This is a genomic window from Streptomyces sp. NBC_00483 (genome assembly GCF_036013745.1).
GTDB lineage: Bacteria > Actinomycetota > Actinomycetes > Streptomycetales > Streptomycetaceae > Streptomyces.
In genome coordinates this window covers 1,474,677-1,490,051 of record NZ_CP107880.1, presented here as the reverse complement: position 1 = coordinate 1,490,051, position 15,375 = coordinate 1,474,677, and the positions used below count along the sequence as shown (strand labels likewise).

General features: G+C 70.4%; 14 protein-coding genes. 6 read left to right on the top strand and 8 right to left on the bottom strand.

Annotated elements, in window-relative coordinates; translation table 11 throughout:
* Nucleotides 1-77: 77 nt before the first annotated feature.
* Nucleotides 78-1,391, bottom strand: coding sequence for an ROK family protein (locus OHA73_RS06355; RefSeq protein ID WP_327654446.1), 1,314 nt, complete (start codon nt 1,389-1,391; stop codon nt 78-80).
* 163 nt (nt 1,392-1,554) lie between these two features.
* On the opposite strand from OHA73_RS06355, the gene OHA73_RS06350 reads away from it, so the two are divergent.
* The 4 genes from OHA73_RS06350 (at nt 1,555) to OHA73_RS06335 (ending at nt 5,998) form a co-directional block, all read left to right on the top strand.
* On the top strand, nt 1,555-2,778 hold the full coding sequence (locus OHA73_RS06350) for a Gfo/Idh/MocA family protein (RefSeq protein ID WP_327654445.1): 1,224 nt from the start codon (nt 1,555-1,557) through the stop codon (nt 2,776-2,778).
* A gap of 2 nt (nt 2,779-2,780) precedes the next feature.
* Entirely contained in the window at nt 2,781-3,713 is a 933-nt protein-coding gene (locus OHA73_RS06345; protein WP_327654444.1) for a sugar phosphate isomerase/epimerase family protein, read from the top strand.
* 19 nt (nt 3,714-3,732) lie between these two features.
* Entirely contained in the window at nt 3,733-4,569 is an 837-nt protein-coding gene (locus tag OHA73_RS06340) for a sugar phosphate isomerase/epimerase family protein (protein WP_327654443.1), read from the top strand.
* A gap of 115 nt (nt 4,570-4,684) precedes the next feature.
* Nucleotides 4,685-5,998: an MFS transporter gene (locus tag OHA73_RS06335; protein ID WP_327654442.1), complete on the top strand. Its 1,314-nt coding sequence runs from the start codon at nt 4,685-4,687 to the stop codon at nt 5,996-5,998.
* A gap of 67 nt (nt 5,999-6,065) precedes the next feature.
* On the opposite strand, the gene OHA73_RS06330 is transcribed toward OHA73_RS06335, so the two are convergent.
* From OHA73_RS06330 to OHA73_RS06320, 3 genes are all read right to left on the bottom strand, one after another.
* A complete protein-coding gene (locus tag OHA73_RS06330) occupies nt 6,066-7,868 on the bottom strand; it encodes an ABC transporter permease/substrate binding protein (RefSeq protein WP_327654441.1) in 1,803 nt (600 codons plus the stop codon).
* Nucleotides 7,861-8,985, bottom strand: coding sequence for a quaternary amine ABC transporter ATP-binding protein (locus OHA73_RS06325; RefSeq protein ID WP_327654440.1), 1,125 nt, complete (start codon nt 8,983-8,985; stop codon nt 7,861-7,863). The genes OHA73_RS06330 and OHA73_RS06325 overlap by 8 nt, the downstream gene beginning before the upstream one ends.
* A 119-nt stretch (nt 8,986-9,104) precedes the next feature.
* Complete coding sequence (locus OHA73_RS06320) at nt 9,105-9,998, bottom strand: LysR family transcriptional regulator (protein ID WP_327654439.1); 894 nt, start codon at nt 9,996-9,998, stop codon at nt 9,105-9,107.
* A gap of 206 nt (nt 9,999-10,204) precedes the next feature.
* On the opposite strand from OHA73_RS06320, the gene OHA73_RS06315 reads away from it, so the two are divergent.
* The gene (locus tag OHA73_RS06315) at nt 10,205-10,546 is read left to right on the top strand and encodes a DoxX family protein (protein ID WP_266716532.1); all 342 of its coding nucleotides are present in this window, start codon (nt 10,205-10,207) and stop codon (nt 10,544-10,546) included.
* Nucleotides 10,547-10,568: 22 nt separating this feature from the next.
* On the opposite strand, the gene OHA73_RS06310 is transcribed toward OHA73_RS06315, so the two are convergent.
* Nucleotides 10,569-11,585 carry a Gfo/Idh/MocA family protein gene (locus tag OHA73_RS06310; RefSeq protein ID WP_327654438.1) on the bottom strand — a complete coding sequence of 339 codons (1,017 nt, stop codon included), beginning with the start codon at nt 11,583-11,585 and terminating at the stop codon, nt 10,569-10,571.
* A gap of 10 nt (nt 11,586-11,595) precedes the next feature.
* Nucleotides 11,596-12,549, bottom strand: coding sequence for a 5-dehydro-2-deoxygluconokinase (iolC, locus tag OHA73_RS06305; RefSeq protein ID WP_327654437.1), 954 nt, complete (start codon nt 12,547-12,549; stop codon nt 11,596-11,598).
* A 184-nt stretch (nt 12,550-12,733) separates the two neighbouring features.
* Between iolC and OHA73_RS06300 the strand changes: the two genes are divergently transcribed.
* On the top strand, nt 12,734-13,339 hold the full coding sequence (locus OHA73_RS06300; RefSeq protein ID WP_327658419.1) for a CatB-related O-acetyltransferase: 606 nt from the start codon (nt 12,734-12,736) through the stop codon (nt 13,337-13,339).
* Between the two features lie 77 nt (nt 13,340-13,416).
* Here OHA73_RS06300 and OHA73_RS06295 read toward each other — a convergent pair whose 3' ends face one another.
* Both OHA73_RS06295 and OHA73_RS06290 read right to left on the bottom strand, forming a co-directional pair.
* On the bottom strand, nt 13,417-13,791 hold the full coding sequence (locus OHA73_RS06295) for a VOC family protein (RefSeq protein ID WP_266716538.1): 375 nt from the start codon (nt 13,789-13,791) through the stop codon (nt 13,417-13,419).
* Between the two features lie 99 nt (nt 13,792-13,890).
* Complete coding sequence (locus OHA73_RS06290) at nt 13,891-15,354, bottom strand: purine-cytosine permease family protein (protein WP_327654436.1); 1,464 nt, start codon at nt 15,352-15,354, stop codon at nt 13,891-13,893.
* Nucleotides 15,355-15,375 lie beyond the last annotated feature (21 nt).

Below are 15,375 nucleotides of genomic sequence, written 5' to 3'. Positions count from 1 at the left end.
CGAGACCTCCGCCGCGAAGTGCACGATCTTGCGCCAATCAAACACCGGGGGTGAGGGATGTCAAGGGTGCGCGCGTTTTAAGCCCCGCTCTGGGACGAGAGCCAGCGGGGTCCGGGGCGGAGCCCCGTGGCCTGAGAAGCTTCCTGCCGACGTGCCATCAGATCCACCACCCCGTCCGGCGACAGCACATGTTCCACCGCCAGAACCGTGCCGCCGACCCACCCCGCCCGCTCGTCCAGCACACTCGGTTCGAGGACGAGCTTGCGCGTGGCCAGCGGCAGTGCCTGCCGGTACACCACCGACCGCACCCCGGCGAGCAGCTCGTCCCCCGCCCCCGCCAGGGCTCCGCCGAGCACCACCCGCGCCGGGTTGAAGACGTGCAGCAGAAGCGCCACCACCTCACCGATCCGCTCGGCGCCGGCGCGCACCACACGCAGCGCATCGGGGTCGCCGTGCGCCACGAGCCGCGCCAGGTCACCGGTCGTCCGCAGCTCCGAACCCGCCGTCTCCCGCCCTGCGTTGAGCCCTCGGATCATCACCGCCGCCGACGCGACCGCCTCTACGCATCCGCTCTTCCCGCACCGGCACACCACCTCCGACGCGCCACCGGAGGTGACCGGGAGATGCCCGATGTCGCCCGCGGCGCCGTCCGCCCCGCGGTGCAGCTCGCCGTCCGCGGAGACCAGGCCGCCGCCGATGCCGGTCGACACCTTCACGAACAGCAGCGGGAGTTGGTCCTCGGGCAGGCTGCGCGCCTCGCCGAGCGCCATCAGGTTCACGTCGTTGTCGACGAGCACCGCGCAGCCGAAGCGCTCCGCGAGCGCGTCCCCCACCGGGTACCCGTCCCACCCCGGCATGATCGGCGGCCGTACGGGTGCCCCCGCGTCGTGATCGACGGGACCCGGAAGCCCGACCGCGACCGCGCACAGCGGGGCGTGGTCGTCGGTCGCGGAGGCGTGCAGTTCGCGCAGGGACGCCTCCACTTGGCCGAGCACCTCCTTCGGGCCCTGTGCCAGATCCACGGGTATGTGGGCGGTGGCCAGCGGGTTCTGCGAAAGGTCGGCGATCGCGAGGCGGGCGTCGCGGGCCCCGATGTCCGCCGCGGCGACCAGCCCCGCCCGCGGGTTGAGCGCGAGGAGTTGCGGCGGGCGACCACGTCCCGCGCGCGCGACGCCCCCGCCCTCGACCACCACACCGGCCTCGATCAGCGCGTCCAGGTGCCGGGTGACGGTCGAGCGGGCGAGCCCCGCGCGTTCGACCAGGTCACCGCGGTGCACGGCGGCGCCGGACGCGATCAGGCGGGCCAGCGTGGAGTACAGCAGCCCGCCGCCGTCCCGGAACCGCAACGTGGGTACGGACAACCGGGCGCGGGCGAAGGCAGAAGGGGACATGGCTGCACACCGTACGCGCCCCCGCCATTTATGACTCTCAAGATGCAGTAACTTTCGCTTGTCAGGACGGAATTGAGTGACCTACGTTCGTCTGCGGGACGAGTTACCTCCGCCAATGGTGTGCACGGCGTCATGTGTCGACGTCGAAAGGAGGGCGGCCGCGATGGCCCCGCCCGCACCACCAAGCCCTGACCCCGCGACCGCTCGGGTCCGCTCCGCGACTGCTCAAGTCCGCTCCGCGACCGCTCAGGTCCGCTCCGCGATCGTCGGCGCGGGAATGATCGCCGAGGTGCACCGCCGCTCGGTCCGCACCGCCGGAGGCCGCCTCACCGGCGTGCTCGCCTCCACCCCGGAGCGGTCCACGCAGGTCGCCGCCGACTGGTCGGCCCCCGGTCAACCCGTCGCCGCCTACGGAGACTTCGACGACCTCCTCGCGGACGCGGACGTCGACGTCGTGCACATCTGCACCCCCAACCGCACGCACGCCGCGTACGCCGAACGCGCCCTCGCGGCGGGGAAGCACGTGGTGTGCGAGAAGCCCCTGGCGACCGGCGCGGCCGACGCCGAGCGCCTGGTGGCGGCCGCCGAACGGGCCGGAACCGTCGCCGCCGTGCCGTTCGTGTACCGCTACCACCCCCTCGTACGGGAACTGCGAAGCCGAGCCCTTGCCGGAGAGTTCGGCAACTGGCAGCTGCTGCACGGCAGTTACCTACAGGACTGGATGCTCGACCCGGACGCCTCCGGCTGGCGCGTGGACCCGGGGGCCGGGGGAGACTCCCGCGCCTTCGCCGACATCGGCTCGCACTGGTGCGACCTCGTCGAGTGGGTCACCGGCGAACGCTTCACGGAACTGACGGCACACCGTACGGTCACCGTCCCCGACCGCCCTTCGGGCACGGACGCCAAGTCCTTTGCCTCATCCGGCAGTTCGGTCGAAGGTGAGCGCTCCACCGTCACCACCGAGGACGCCGCCGCCCTGCTCCTGCGCACCGAGAGCGGGGCACTCGCCTCGACCGTGGTGTCCCAGGTCTCCGCGGGCCGCAAGAACCGCCTCTGGTTCGAACTGGACGGCTCGGCCGGCAGCGCCGTCTTCGACCAGGAGAACCCGGACACTCTCTGGCTCGGCGGCGAGGACTCCTCCCGCATTCTGCACCGCGGCGCGGGAGGCACCTCTCCCGAGCAGCAGCGCCTCAACGTCGTCCCGCCCGGCCACCCACAGGGCTACGTCGACTGCTTCGCCGCGTTCGTCGCCGACGTCTACGCGGCCGTCACCACCGGCGAGACACCCGAAGGGCTCCCGCTCTTCACCGACGGGCTGCGCTCCGCACGCCTCGTCGACGCCTTCCTGACCTCATCCGCCAACGGCACCTGGACAAAGGTGAACTGACCATGAGCCAGATCAAACTCGGCATGCTCACCGCCTGCCTGCCCTCCTGGGACCTCGACAAGATCGCCGGCTATGCCGCGGGCCGCGGCTACCAGGCCCTCGAAGTCGCCGTCTGGCCCGGCACGGGAGGCCGCGACTTCGAAGCCGCCCACCTGCCCGTGGCCACCTTCACGGGCGAGGACGAGGAGCGCACCCGCGCTCTCCTCGACCGGCACGGCCTGGAGATCTCCGCGCTCGCCTACTACGAGAACCACCTCCACCCCGACCCGGCGCAGCGCGCCGCGTATGGCACCCACCTCAAGCACGCCATCGACACCGCCCAGCGCCTGAACGTCCCCTACGTGGGCACCTTCATCGGCCGCGACTGGACGAAGCCGGTCGCCGAGAACTTCGCCGAGGCCGAGCGGATCTTCCCCGAACTCGTCGACTACGCGGGGGAGCGGGGCGTCAAGCTCATCATCGAGAACTGCGTGATGGAGGGCTGGCACCCGGACGGCTACCCCGGCAACCTCGCCTACTCCCCGGAGCTCTGGGAGTGGATGTTCGACCTGGGCCTGTACCTCAACTGGGACCCGTCCCACCTCACTTGGATCGGCATCGACCCGGTCGAGACCATCGCGCCGTACGCGGACCGGATCGTGCACGCCCAGGCCAAGGACGTCGAGCTGCGCCCGCACGACCGGCAGCGCTACGGCCACTTCGGCCCTGCCCGCGACCGTACGAAGAACCCCTGGGACATGGGCTGGTGGCGCTACCGCGTCCCCGGACGCGGCCAGGTCGACTGGGGCACGGTCCTCGACCGCCTCTACGAGCACGGCTTCACCGGCACCCTCTCCGTCGAGCACGAGGACCCCGTCTGGGGCGGCACCCCGGAAAAGATCGTCCAGGGGCTCGACATCGCCCACAGCACGCTCCGCCCGCTCATCGTCGACTGACCCGGAGGACCGACACACCATGGCCACCACGCACGCCACCCTCGCCGTCCAGCTGTTCAGCCTCCGCGAGGACCTGGACAAGGACCGCGCCGGCACCCTCGCCCGCCTCGCCGAACTCGGCTACCGCCACGTCGAGCCCTTCGGTTTCGGCGACTGGCGCACCCCTGCCGAGGACCGCCTGGCCAAGGCCCGCGCACTCCGCGCCGACCTGGACGCGGCGGGCCTTTCGGTCTGCTCCCTGCACGCCTCGATCGCCGCCGGCGAGCTGGCCACCCTCGCCGAGGAATGCCGCATCCTCGGCACCGACACTGTCTTCATCCCGATCCCCGGGCTCGTCGAGGGCTTCGACGGCGGGGACCACTTCGGCCGCGACGTGTTCGGCGACCTCGACACCCTGACCCGGTTCGCCGCCCGCGTCGACGAGGCCGCCACCGAACTGGCCGGGCACGGCATCCGCCTCGGCTACCACAACCACGAGCTGGAGTGGACGACGCTGCCCGACGGCCGCCACGGGTACGACGTGTTCTGGGAGTTGACCGGCGCGCAGGTCATCGCCGAACTCGACGTCTACTGGGCGACCGTCGCGGGCCAGGACCCGGCGGCCGTGCTGCGCGCGCTCGACGGCCGCGTGGTCGCCGCGCACCTCAAGGACGGCAAGGCGGTACGCCAGGAACCGCAGACCCCGATCGGCACGGGCGACGTCGACGTCCCCGCCGCCATCGAGGCCGGAGGCCCCACCCTCGCCTGGCACATCGCCGAAATCGACACCACAGAGCTCGACCGCTTCGACCTCCTGAAGCACAACCGGGACGCGCTGCTCGGGCTGGGCACATCGAGCTCCCGCTCGGCAATTTAAGCCCCTCCGGCGATTGGGGAGCGGGGTCCGGGGCAGCGCCCCGCGTCCGCAACCCCGCCGCGCCGCAACGAGCGGCCCCCCCCCACATCCACCCTGGCTCGCAAGGAGGCGAACCATGGGGTCCACCCCGAACGACGCCGAAGCCGACACCGACACTGATACCCCAAGATCCGGCTCCGTCGCCGACCCCACCATCCCCCCACCCACCCGCAAGGCCCCACCCCGGCTCATCGTCTTCCTCGCGATCGCCCAGGCCGGCCTCTACCTCGCCCTCCTCACACCCGTCTACGTCAGCCTCACCCTGAAGCTGCAGACCCTCACCGCCGACGGCGACGCCATCACGGCCCTGGCCACCGTCTCCTCGCTCGGCGCGGTCGGCGCCTTCCTCGCCAACCCGATCTTCGGTCGGATCAGCGACATGACAACGGGCCGCTTCGGTCGCCGCCGCCCCTGGCTGGTGGCCGGAGCGGCCGGGCTCACCGGCTGCCTGCTGGTGATCGCCCTCGCCCCCAACGTGGCCACCGTCGCCGTGGCCTGGCTGTTCGCCCAGGTCTGCGCGAACGCCGCACTCGCCGCCTATCTGGCCTCGGTCGCCGACCAGGTGCCGACCCGGCAGCGCGGCAAGGTGTCCGGGCTCATCGGCCTGATGCAGAACGCGGGCGTGCTGGGAGCCGCGTACGCGGGCCAACTCCTCGGCCACGACATGCTGTTGCTGTTCATGGTGCCGGGCCTCGTGGGGCTCGCCGCCATGGTGCTGTACGCCGTGATGCTCCCGGACGTCCCGCTGCGCGAGCGCCCGCGGACCGACGGCGGCTGGCGTACGGCGGTCAAGACGTTCTGGGTGAACCCGCGCGAACACCCGGACTTCGGCTGGGCGTTCGCCTCCCGCTTCATGGTGATCCTGGCGGCGTACATGTTCACCACGTTCCGGCTCATGTACCTGGAGCACCAGCTCGATCTGTCCGTGAGCGAGGCCACCGGCGCGATGGCCACCGGCATCCTCGTCTACACGGTCGCCCTGATGGTGGCCTCGCAGACCGCGGGGTGGCTGTCGGACAAGACGGGACGCCGCAAGGTGTTCGTGGGGGCGGCCACCCTGCTCTTCGGCATCGGCACGTACATGCTGGTGCACGTGGAGTCCATAGGGGCCTTCTACTGGGCGGAGTTGGTGCTCGGGCTCGGCTACGGCATGTACATCGGCGTCGACATCGCGCTGGTGATGGACGTCCTGCCCGACCCCGACAACGCGGCGAAGGACCTCGGCGTCTTCAACGTCGCCAACGCGGGCCCCCAGGCCCTCGCCCCGGGCCTCGCCGGCTTCCTCGTCACCACGGTCGGCGGCGACAGCTACGCGACGATGCTCCAGGTCGCGGCGGCGATCTGCGTGGTGGGTGCCCTGGTGGTGATCCCCATCAAGAAGGTCCGCTGACGGGACGGCCGAGGGCGTGGCACGCATCGCGCGCCACGCCCTCGACCTCCCTGCACAATCAACTGCGTTACTTCTTGAGCGGTGTCATCTTCTCCGCGTAGCCCGGGTGCTTCTTCAGCCAGGCACGCACCGCGTCCTGCTGCTCACCCTTGCCGGCCTTGTTGATCTTGGACTCCAGGTCCATGAGCTGCTTCTCGCTCATCTTGAAGTTCTTGATCCAGCCGGCCACGCGGGGGTGCTCGTCGGAGAATCCCTTGCGGCCGATGCCGCGCAGGTCGTCGCCCTTGCCCCAGGCGTGCTTCGGGTCCTTGAGGTTCTTCATGTCGAAGTCGGCGTAGGCCCAGTGCGGGGTCCAGAGGCTGACGACGATCGGCTTCTTCGCCGCGTACGCGCGCTTGAGCTCGGCGAGCATCGCGGGCGTGGAGCTGTCGACGACCTTGAACTTGGGGCGGAGGTCGTAGGCGGGCATGACCTTCTTCTTCAGGATGGCCGTCAGGCCCGCGCTGGCCTCGATGCCCGTGATCTTTCCGCCGAACTCGCCCGCGTGGCCGTTCAGATCGGCGAGGGAGTCGACGTCCTTCATGTACGCGGGCACGGCCAGCTTGTTCTCCATCTTGCCCGTGTACCAGGTGCCCAGGGGCTCGACGTCCTTGCCGTACTTCTTCCAGTACGGCGCGTGGGTGACAGGAAGCGAGGCGTCCGTCTGGAAGTCCACGTCACCGCGGGACAGCGCGGTCCACAGCGGTCCGAGCTCGAACTGCTTGACCTGCACCTCGTAGCCGCGCCGCTCCAGGGCCTCCTTCCACAGGTAGGTGGTGGCGGTGGCCTCGTCCCAGGGGATGTAGCCGATGGTGACCTTCTCGCCGTTGCCGACGCCCGAGACCGTGGACTTCTCGGTGCCGCCGAAGACACCCAGGCCGCCGGCGACGAGCGCGAGGACGACGATGCCGACCCCGGCGAAGGCGGGGCGGGGGCGGTGGTTCCACAGCTGCGAGCCGAAGCCCGTGACGGCGGCGCCGCGACTGACCGTGAGGCGCCGGCCCAGCGGCGAGACCTGGGTGCCGAGCGCGCCGGTCATCCGGTCGAGGTAGATCGCGAGCAGCACGATGGCGATGCCGGCCTCCGCGCCGAGCCCCACGTTGAGCTGGCCGATGGCCTCGTTGACGTCGCCGCCGAGCCCTTCGGCGCCGACCATGCCGGCGATCGCGGCCATGGAGAGGGACAGCATGATGACCTGGTTGACGCCGGTCATGACGGTGGGCAGCGCGAGCGGGAACTGCACGCGCAGCAGGATCTTGCGGGGCTGGGTGCCGAACGCCTCGGCGGCCTCGACCAGTTCGCGGTCGACCTGGCGGATGCCCAGCTCGGTGAGCCGGACGCCGGGCGCCAGGGCGAAGACCAGGGTGGCGACGATGCCCGCGGGGGCGCCACTGCCGAAGAACAGGATCGCCGGGATCAGATAGATCATCGCCGGCATCGTCTGCATGAGGTCGAGGACCGGCCGCACCGTCGCGCCGACCCGCTCGGAGTACGCGGCCCAGACGCCGATCGGCACCGCGATGACCAGCGCGAGGATCGTGGCGACGAGTACCAGCGACAGCGTCATCATCGCGTGTTCCCACAGTTGGAGGGAGTCGATGAAGGCGAAGCCGACGAAGGAGAGGACGCCGGCGAGCAGTCCGCGCAGCCACCAGGCGCACACGGCGAAGATGCCCGCGAGGAGCAGAGGTTGCGGGGCGTCGAGCACGGCGAGGATGCCGTCGTAGCAGCCCTCGAAGACGGCCTTGAAGAAGTCGAACAGCCAGGCGGCGTTGTTCAGGAGCCAGTTGACCGCGGTGTTGACCCAGTCGCCGAAGGGAATTCTAGGCACGCGCGCTCACCTTGTCCCCGGCCGTCCCGCCCTGGGCGTCGTCCTGTCCGCCGGTCGCGGCGGCTTCCCCGAGCACGGCCAGCAGCCGCTCCTGGCTGACCACGCCGGTCAGTACCTCGTCCTCGACGACGGCGACGGGCGCGGCGGCCCGCTGCGCGCACGGCGCGAACAGCTCGGCGAGCGGAGTGTCGGGTCCTACGCGGGCGGGTGCTTTCGCGAGCAGCTCGGTGTCGGTGAGGTCCGTCCGGCCCGAGCCGGCGCGCAGGGCGTCGGCGGACTCCATGATGGCTCCGGCGGTCAGCACCCGTGAACGGTCCACGTCCTGGATGAAGTTGGCGACGTACTCGTCCGCCGGGCGGACCAGGATGTCCTCCGGCGTGCCGTTCTGCACGATGCGGCCGTCGCGCATGACGGCTATTCGGTCACCGAGGCGCATGGCCTCGTTGAGATCGTGCGTGATGAAGACGATGGTTTTCTTGAGCTTCTTTTGCAGCACGAGCAGCTGGTCCTGCATGTCCCGCCGGATCAGCGGGTCGAGGGCGCTGAACGACTCGTCCATCAGCAGCAGTTCGGCGTCCGTGGCGAGCGCGCGGGCGAGGCCCACGCGCTGCTGCATGCCGCCGGAGAGCTCGTCGGGGAAGGACGTCTCCCAGCCCTTGAGCCCGGTCAGCTCCAGGGCCTCCGCGGCCCGCTGCTCGCGCTCGGCGCGCGGCACACCCTGCACCGCGAGGCCGTAGGCCGCGTTCTCGAGCACGCTGCGGTGCGGGAACAGCGCGAAGTGCTGGAAGACCATGCTGATCTTGTGGGAGCGGACCGCCCGCAGCTCCTTGGCGGGCAGGGCGGTCAGGTCCTGACCGTCGAACTTCACGTGTCCGGCGGTCGGTTCCGACAGGCCGTTGAGCATGCGCAGCAGCGTCGACTTGCCCGATCCCGACAGGCCCATGACGACGAAGATCTTGCCGGACTCCACCGAGAAGGAGGCGTCGATCACGCCCGCGGTGGTCCCTTCGGACCGCAGCTCCTCACGGTCGGTCCCGGTGCGGAGCCGCTCGACCGCCTCTTCCTGTCGCCTGCCGAACACCTTGTACAGGTGCTCGGCCTCAAGCCTGACTGACACATGAACCTCGATCTCTTCGACCTGCGAAAAGTTGCAGAATCAAGCAATGCTCGTCGGCGATGGCACCTGCCCCGGGTTCGGCGGGGCAAACACGTCGTATTCCGCTCGCCCATGTGCCGTCATCCGGCACTGCGCACCCCGAACGCGCGGGCCGCCTCCGCGAAGGCGCGAATCTGCGCGGTCTCGCTCGTGGTGCGCCACACCAGCGTCCACTCGGTCGGCGGCGCGTCCCGGATCGGCAGGAACTCCACGCCGGGGTGGCGGTAGTAGCGCAGGACGTGCGCGTTGAGCGGCGTGATCACGGCGCGGGCGGCGACCTGGGTGAGGACCTCGTGGAAGGTGCGTACGCGGGGGCCGCGGGGGATCGCGCGCCCGCTGGGCGTACGGGTGGGCACCATGGCCGCACCCCACTCCCGCGGCACTTCGGGGCCGACGTCGATGACGGTGCGGCCCGCCAGGTCCTCCAGGGAGACATCGGTGTGCCCGGACAGTTCGTGCCCCGCCCACACCGCGAGCACCCGCCCCTCCGTCAGCACCACCGGGCCCACGGTCACATCGGGCTCGTCGACCGGCAGCCACAGCACCAGCACGTCCACCTCGCCGCGGCGCAGCGGGCCGTACGGATCGCTGAAGTGGATCTCCTGCAGCCGCACCTCGCACTCGGGATACAGCTTGCCGAAGTGCCCGATGTGGGCCCGCAGTTCATGGCCGAGCGCACCCATCACACCGAGCGTGAGCGTGCCGGACACACCGCGCGCGGCGGCGCGGGCCTCCGCGACGGCGGCGTTGATGGCATCCTGCCCCTGCCGCAGGCCCTCGGTCAGGCGCCGGCCGATCGGCGTGAGCCGCACCGACCGGCTGGTCCGCTCGAACAGGGCCGCGCCGATGCGCCGCTCCTGCGTCTTGACCACCTGGCTGACCCTGGCCGCCGAGATGTGCAGCCGCTCGGCGGTCCGGCCGAAGTGCAGCTCGTCCGCGAGCGTCAGGATGATCTCGATGTCACGCAGCTCCACCCCTGAGCCCCCTCCCCATCGTTAACGCGGGGATTATCGCTCGTTATCGGGACGGCCGTTGATACCGCGTACGGCAGCGAGGACCCTTGGCTCGGGACGGCCGCCCCTGTTGCCCGCTCCTGTCACGTGTTCCTGTCACCCCGCTGTCACGTCAGCGCTTCCTCGTTTCTCGTGTCGTTCCTCATGCCCTGAAGGAGCACGCCCGTATGTCCACCACCGTTGTCATCGTCACCGTCCTGACGGCCCTCTGGGTCGGCTTCTCCGGTGTCTCGCTGCTGCGCCGCGCCGAGTTCGTCGTGGATCCCCTCGTCTCGTACGGGGTCCCCGAGACCTGGTGGCCCCGGCTCGCCGTGGCCAAACTCCTGGGCGCCGCAGGCCTGTTGGCCGGCCTCGCCGTGCCGGCCGTCGGCATCGCGGCCGCGATCGCCCTGGTCCTGTACTTCGTCGGTGCGGTCGTCACCGTGCTGCGGGCGCGCTCCTACAAGACGGTCGCGTTCCCGGTGCTGTATCTCGCCCCGGTCGTCGCGACGTTGGCCGTCGGGCTGTAGGGCGAGGTGGCGGGGCCGGGGCTCACCGCTTGTCGTGCGGGGCGTAGAAGTCGGGGCGCTTCGGGATGTCCGTGGTGACGACCCGGCCCGAGGTGCGGGACTCGACGGTGGCGCCGGTGATGACGGTCGCGGCGTAGCCGTCCCAGGCGGAGGGTCCTGTGGGCTCGCGGCCCGCCGCCAGGTGCGCGACCCACTCGCGGAACTCGGTGTCGAAGGCGTCGGCGAAGCGGCCCGTCCAGTCCGGCAGGATCGCCGTGCTGTGCGCGCCCGCCGTGCGCACCCCGACCGCCGCCGGGTCGGGCAGCCGGACCAGGCCCTCCTCGCCGACCGCCTCGCATTGGATGTCGTAGCCGTAACGGCAGTTGACGAAGACCTCCAGGTCGATACGGACGCCCTGCGCGGTCTCGAAGAGCATGAACTGGGGGTCGGTGAGGTGTGCGTGCTTCTGCGTCGTCGAACGCGGGGTGATCACCTGCGTAGAGATGATCTCGTCGTCCAGGAGCCAGCGCAGCACGTCGATCTCGTGCACCGCCGTGTCGAGGGCGGCCATGTCGGAGGTGTACGACTCCACGGACGACGCGTTGCGGTGTGCGCAGTGCACCATCAGCGGGGTGCCGATCCGGCCCGCGTCGATGACCTCCTTCATCTGCCGGTAGCCCTGGTCGAAGCGGCGCATGAAGCCCACTTGGACGAGCCGGCTGCCGTGCGCCTGCTCCGCCTCGACGATCTTCAGGCAGTCCTCGGGGGTGGTGGCGAGCGGCTTCTCGCAGAACACGGGCTTGCCCGCCGCGACGGCGTTCAGGACATGCTCGGCGTGGGTCGGCCCCCACGACGTGACGAGCACCGCGTCGACATCCTCGGAGGCGATCAGTGAGGCACCGTCGGCGTACACCTTCGCGCCGGGGTGGCGCGCCGCCTCGGCCGCGCGCTCCGCGTCGATGTCGGTCACCGCGGTGACCCGCGCCCCGACGACCACGTCGGTGAGCCGGCGGATGTGCTCACGGCCGATCCAGCCGGCTCCGATGACGCCTATGCGCACAGTCTTCTCCTCAGACGTCACCGTTCACCTCGCGGAGCTTCTCCTCGACCTCTGCCGCCGTGGGCATGGCGTCCGAGCAGGCGAGACGGCCCGCCACCAGCGCGCCCGCCGCATTGGCGAACGACACCGTCCGTGCCACGTCCCAGCCCGAAAGCAGCCCGTGGCACAGCGCGCCGCCGAACGCGTCGCCCGCGCCGAGCCCGTTGACCACGTCCACCGGCACCGGCGGCAGCTCGGCCACCGCGCCATCGCGGTCCATCGCGAGCACACCCTTGGGGCCCTGCTTCACGACGGCCAGCTCAACTCCGGCCGCCAGCAGCGCCGTTGCCGCCGCGTGCGGCTCCCGTTCGCCGGTCGCGATCTCGCACTCGTCGAGATTGCCGACGGCCACCGTGGTGTGGGCGAGCGCCTCGCGGTAGTACACCCGCGCCTGGGAGGTGTCCTGCCAGAACATGGGCCGCCAGTCCAGGTCGAAGACCGTCGTCCCCTGCTTCGCCCGGTGCTGGAGCGCCGCCAGCGTCGCCGACCGGGAGGGTTCCTCGCTCAGCCCCGTCCCCGTCATCCAGAAGATCCGGGCCGCCGCCACCGCGTCCAGGTCGAGGTCGTCGGGGCGGATGTCCAGGTCCGGGGCCTTCGGCAACCGGTAGAAGTACAGCGGGAAATCGTCCGGCGGGAAGATCTCGCAGAACGTCACCGGCGTCGGCGCGACGTCCGACGTGCCGACGAACGAGGCGTCGACTCCATAGCCCGCCAAGGAAGTTCGCACGAAATCGCCGAAGGGGTCCGCGCCCGTCTTCGTGATCACCGACGCCCGCCGCCCGTAGCGGGCCGCGGCGACCGCGACGTTCGTCGGGCTGCCGCCGAGGTACTTCCCGAACGTCGACACCTCCGCAAGCCCTACGCCCGTCTGGAGCGGATACACGTCCACTCCCACGCGGCCCATGGTCAACACATCGAACGACATCTCGGCTGGCGTCCCTTCGCTCCGGGCTTCTGGCGCGCTCTGGCCCGAGTACGATCGTCCTTGTTCAAATGTCCTGTCAATGGGTGGTCAGCTGCTCGCGGCGGCCCCATGTGCTCCCCATGTGCTTGAGAAAGGCCGACTGGTGACACCGAACGTTCCCGCCGACCCGACCGTGCTGCACCCGATGCCCGAGCAGCCGCGGGTCGTCCTCCTCAAGCCCCTGGTCAAGTCGCCGCTCATCGAGGTCGGCGACTTCTCGTACTACGACGACCCGGACGACGCGACCGCCTTCGAGACCCGCAACGTGCTGTACCACTACGGGCCGGAGAAGCTGGTCATCGGGAAGTTCTGCGCGCTGGGGGAGGGCGTGCGGTTCATCATGAACGGCGCCAATCACCGCATGGACAGCGCCTCCACGTTCCCGTTCCCGATCATGGGCGGCTCCTGGGCGGAGCACTTCGACCTCATCACCGGGCTGCCGGGGCGGGGCGACACCGTGGTCGGCAACGATGTGTGGTTCGGCTACCGCGCGATGGTGATGCCCGGCGTCCGCATCGGGCACGGGGCGGTGATCGCCTCGGGGGCCGTGGTCGTCGACGACGTCCCCGACTACGGCATCGTCGGCGGCAATCCGGGCCGTGTCATCCGCCGCAGGTACAGCGACGCCGACGTCGAGCGGCTGCTTCAAGTCGCTTGGTGGGACTGGCCGTTGGAGCACATCACCGCGCACGTGCGGGACATCATGTCGGGGAGCATCGACGACCTGGAGCGGGCCGCGCCGACCGGGTGAGCCGGGGCGGCGGGCCCGCCGGGCAGGGGCCCTCGGTGCACGGGGCCTCAGTGCACGGGCCTTCAGTGCACGGGTTCTCAGTGCAGGCAGAGGCAGAATGGGTGGCCGGCCGGGTCCGCGTAGACCCGCCAGTTGGTGTCCGGCCGGATCTGGTCCGTCCGCTCGAGGAGCGTCGCGCCGAGCGCGAGCACCCGCTTCTCGTCGGCTTCGAGGTCGTCCACGTCGAAGTCGAGGTGGACCTGTTGCGGCCGCTCCTGGCCCGGCCACTGCGGCGCCTGGTACCCGTCCACCCGCTGGCAGGCCAGGGGCGTCCCCTCGAACCCCACCACGTCGACCCAGTCGGGATCGTCGGGGTCCAGGACCACCCGGCCGCCGAGCAGCTCCGCGTAGAACTCGGCGAGCTGTACGGGGTCGGCACAGTCCAGCGCGACCGCCTGCAGTTTTCGAATCACTTCCGGCACTCCTCGCTCTTCCGCCGCTTCTGCGACATCCTGCACGGGAAGTGTCGTACCCGCCACCGCGGCGGACACACCCGCCGCGGTGGCAATCCGTCAGCCGCGACCGATCAAGTCCGGCGCGCGCTCCGGCAGTTGCTCGGCAGCGGTGTCGGTGGCCGTGTCGATGTCGGAGTTCTCGCCACCCGCCCGCCGCCACAGCGGCTTCAGCCGGTACGTGAACAGGTACACGATGACCGCGACACCGGCGGCGACGAGCATGCTGAGGTCGCCGGCGCCCGGGTGGGCCGAGGCGAAGGCACCGGTGTAGATGTCGGACACCCAGAAGGGCACGGACGCCACCACGCCGGCCGCCCAGGCCACCAGGCCCCAGTCGACGACCCTGGAACGGTCGTAGAGCTCGGCGATCCTGCGGGGGTCGCCGCGCCCGCCCAGGTAGAAGTCGATCAGGAGCACGGCGGCGAACGGGGCGATGAAGTACGCGGTCAGGTTGAGGAAGACCTTGAACTTGTCCTCGGTGCCGGAGGCGCCCCACAGGCTGATCCCGTAGGCGAGGACGCAGATCCCGGCCACCGCCTGCGTGCGGGTCACGGGGATCTTGAGGGTCTGGACGGAGATCGCGCCGCCGTAGACGTTGAGGAAGTTCTGCGCCAGGGCGGACAGGCCCACGGCGACGAGGGCGGGGACGGCGAACGGACCCATCAGCTGGTGCAGGGCGGTGATCGTGTCCGAGCTGGAGGCGGAGGCGCCGACCACGACGCCCAGGATGCCGAGCCAGGCGATGGTGAGGAAGTTGCCGAAGGCGGTGTACCAGGTGGTCTGCCGGACGACCTTCGCGGTGTCGGGCAGGTAGCGCGAGTAGTCGGAGGCGAAGGGCATCCACGCCACGAGGAATGCCAGGAACCAGCCGCCGAGGGTGATCGAGCCACCAGCCGTGCCGACATAGCCGTCCGCGTGCGGGTTGGCCTCGAAGAGGCTGCCGCCGCGGGCCACCGCCACGACCGTGATCAGCACGAACAGCGGGGTGAGGACGTAGGTCAGCGCCCGCTGAAGGAAATTGATCATGTTGTAGCCGAAGATGGCCACGACGAGCTCGACCACGGTGAGCAGGAGGGCACACAGCCAGTACGGCAGGTGGCTCAGCTCCGCGAAGGCCTTGCCGCCGAGGATGACCGTGACGGCCGCCCAGCCCACACCGGAGAACACGTTGATATAGGCGACGGGCAGGAAGTTGCCGAAGAAGCCCAGCGGCCCCCTCGCCTGGATCTGCTGCGGCACACCGAGGCGGACGCCCATGCGCGACATGACGGCCATCAGGACGGCGCCGACACCGGCGCCGACGACGATCGCGGCGACGGCGGTGGTGAAGCTGAGCCCGAACCACGCGGCGCTGAAGCCGAGCAGGATGACCGGGAAATTGAGCCCCGCGGCGAACCACACGAAGAACTGTGAACTCGGTTTACCGTGTCGCTCGCTGTCGGGGATGTGGTCGACACCGAACGGCTCGACCTTGGTCACGGCGCTGCCGTAGACAGGTGGGCCCTGTGAATCATGAGTCATGGCGTGCTCCGAAGAACGTGG

Excerpts from the sequence above, each read along its gene's own strand:
- iolC (WP_327654437.1), bottom strand. The coding sequence starts at position 12,549 with ATGTCGTTCGATGTGTTGACCATGGGCCGCGTGGGAGTGGACGTGTAT.
- OHA73_RS06300 (WP_327658419.1), top strand. The coding sequence starts at position 12,734 with ATGCCCGAGCAGCCGCGGGTCGTCCTCCTCAAGCCCCTGGTCAAGTCG.
- OHA73_RS06350 (WP_327654445.1), top strand. The coding sequence starts at position 1,555 with ATGGCCCCGCCCGCACCACCAAGCCCTGACCCCGCGACCGCTCGGGTC.
- OHA73_RS06345 (WP_327654444.1), top strand. The coding sequence starts at position 2,781 with ATGAGCCAGATCAAACTCGGCATGCTCACCGCCTGCCTGCCCTCCTGG.
- OHA73_RS06340 (WP_327654443.1), top strand. The coding sequence starts at position 3,733 with ATGGCCACCACGCACGCCACCCTCGCCGTCCAGCTGTTCAGCCTCCGC.
- OHA73_RS06335 (WP_327654442.1), top strand. The coding sequence starts at position 4,685 with ATGGGGTCCACCCCGAACGACGCCGAAGCCGACACCGACACTGATACC.
- OHA73_RS06315 (WP_266716532.1), top strand. The coding sequence starts at position 10,205 with ATGTCCACCACCGTTGTCATCGTCACCGTCCTGACGGCCCTCTGGGTC.
- OHA73_RS06290 (WP_327654436.1), bottom strand. The coding sequence starts at position 15,354 with ATGACTCATGATTCACAGGGCCCACCTGTCTACGGCAGCGCCGTGACC.
- OHA73_RS06355 (WP_327654446.1), bottom strand. The coding sequence starts at position 1,391 with ATGTCCCCTTCTGCCTTCGCCCGCGCCCGGTTGTCCGTACCCACGTTG.